3 protein-coding genes are annotated in these 2030 nt (G+C 58.7%); all 3 read left to right on the forward strand.

Annotation, left to right across the window (positions count from 1 at the left end; translation table 11 throughout):
- Positions 1-681: 681 nt before the first annotated feature.
- Complete coding sequence (locus EN884_RS34325; RefSeq protein ID WP_032808422.1) at positions 682-975, forward strand: helix-turn-helix transcriptional regulator; 294 nt, start codon at positions 682-684, stop codon at positions 973-975.
- 239 nt (positions 976-1214) lie between these two features.
- Complete coding sequence (locus EN884_RS38845; RefSeq protein ID WP_024504642.1) at positions 1215-1466, forward strand: hypothetical protein; 252 nt, start codon at positions 1215-1217, stop codon at positions 1464-1466.
- A gap of 313 nt (positions 1467-1779) precedes the next feature.
- Positions 1780-2030 (forward strand): hypothetical protein (locus EN884_RS39160; protein ID WP_128361055.1); only part of this gene is annotated, 251 nt, incomplete at its 3' end.

A 2030-nucleotide genomic window follows, 5' to 3' on the forward strand; every position in this document is an offset into this window, starting at 1 on the left:
CTCCATGAATGAGTACCCGCCACGCCAAGCGAGCCGTGGCGGGTAATCAACCAACCGACGATGAAGGGACGATGATCGACGGTCACATTCCAAATGTGGAAAAGGCTTCCTTGTTTCATAGGTCAGACCTTTGCGATTCCATGTCGGGCTTTGGTCGGGCCCAGACACGGTAGAGTGCTTGCAATGAGGTGTGTAGCAGCGCCAGCGCGAAGGCCCGTCAACAGCAACAAACCAGGTTGCCTGGATCCGCAACATATTTAGTGGGTCCGCCCCCACTTGCGGGTAGAGGCGGACCCGGGCGAGGCTTGGGGACCTCGACCGGCAGCGGGGGACGCTGCCGCTCTTCCAACCTGCCGTGGCATATCAGGTTCCGCTGATTAACAAAAAGCCGGCCACCGCGAAGTGGTGGCGGGCAGGTTCTGGAGTGTGCTGGGACCAACCAGCATAGGTCAACGAGCCGCAACAGGGTTGGTTGCGATAGCGGGCGGACGCCCGCCAACCCTCAGCGCTCGCTTCAGGCGCCCACTGCTTGCCCCCCTCGTCCCAGTGCCGGCCTATTGCCTGACGCATGCATCGCTGAGACATCGCTCGTGACGACCGTCCCCCGCGCGGGAATTGCTCGATCTTTCGATCGTCGATAGATCGAAGGAACATTTTAGACGTATCGAATGTTCAAATCCTATGGACAGCCGAACCCAACTTTCACCAGCTCAATCGAGAGCAGCACGCGCCCTGCTGAACTGGCCGCGAGTACGGCTTGCCGCAAAAGCGAGCGTTAGCGAAATGACGATCAGAGATTTTGAGAACGGTATTCGAAATCCGCGTCCCCACAAGATCGCGGCCATGCGTCAGGCGTTTGAGGACGCGGGAATTGCTTTCACCTTCGAAGGCGCTCCATCGCTAGCCCGCCCTGAAGGGCATAGCAGTCTCTCCACCACCAATAGAATGTGGCGCAGCCGGCAGAGACAAGCATAACGATAAAGGTCCTTGAGCCTCGTATTAGCAATCCACTTGACCCACAGCCCACCTAAAGGCGCGAGCCAAGAAACCGGTCAAGCCGGTGAGGCGTCGTTGCTGTATGCATCGTTTGAACATTACTTCCGATACGCTCCTGACTTCTTCATTGCCCTCGTCAGGCTTGGTACCGGCATCACCGGCGGCTGGTCCGCAAGGTCGCTGGCAGCCATGGGGGGAGCCGGTTCTGGAAACGGCAGATGGCTCGCGATCCAATCGTCGAGGAACCTGCGGCCGCGAGCATCATCCGGTCAAACCAGGATCGTAGTGGAGATGGCATCGTGGATCGTGCCATAGAGGCTGTCGATGGGCTGGCGGAAGCGTCCATGCAGTCACGATGCTTTCAGCTCATCGAACCTCGGGCGCCAAAGAGTGTTCCGTTGGTTTTTGCTGAAATGGCGGGAACTTTTTCCTCCGGCGGTGATTTTCGTCGCCATGACAAAACTGTCTGACCTTGGACCTCGCATCCCCCGCAACGGGGGTAATTGCATTCGCGAAAAGGACCGCTTCTACGCGTGTCCATCTTGCGGCCAGAAAGTCGATCAGACCGATTTGCGGCAAGTCATGTGGCACGAACGGCCTGGCCACGAGCCGCTGGAGCCGGAAGACAGCGCGACGATAATCAAGTTCCCGGAGCCCCGGAAATAGCGATCAGTCGCATGTGACCCGCCGTCCATCGAGACAGCGGGCGCGACTTCCCCCCTCGCAAAAATCAAAGGAACAAAGGTCAGATCTCGCAGTTGTGCGATCACCTGGGAGGGAACGATGTTGCATCACGAAATCGGCACTGTTTCGGACTGGTCGAAGTTGGTGGCGGACGATCCTCTCATCGCCGCCGATATCGCCCAGCGTCTTTCTGTGCTAGCGTGCAATGACAAGTCTACCGCTGCCCACGTCCAGTCGCCCAGCGCCGTGAGATTTCGAGGTTCCGACCTCACCAGCGCAGCACCCACCGAGTATCCGCGGCCGATTGTGCTTCTAGCGACCATCTGTGGGTCGACGGCCGTGGGTATAAC

Source organism: Mesorhizobium sp. M7A.F.Ca.AU.001.01.1.1 (assembly GCF_004022735.1).
GTDB classification, from domain to species: Bacteria; Pseudomonadota; Alphaproteobacteria; order Rhizobiales; family Rhizobiaceae; genus Mesorhizobium; species Mesorhizobium ciceri.

What these genes read in the sequence shown, in the direction of transcription:
- EN884_RS38845 (WP_024504642.1), top strand. Translation starts at nt 1,215, where the DNA reads ATGGCTCGCGATCCAATCGTCGAGGAACCTGCGGCCGCGAGCATCATC.
- EN884_RS34325 (WP_032808422.1), top strand. Translation starts at nt 682, where the DNA reads ATGGACAGCCGAACCCAACTTTCACCAGCTCAATCGAGAGCAGCACGC.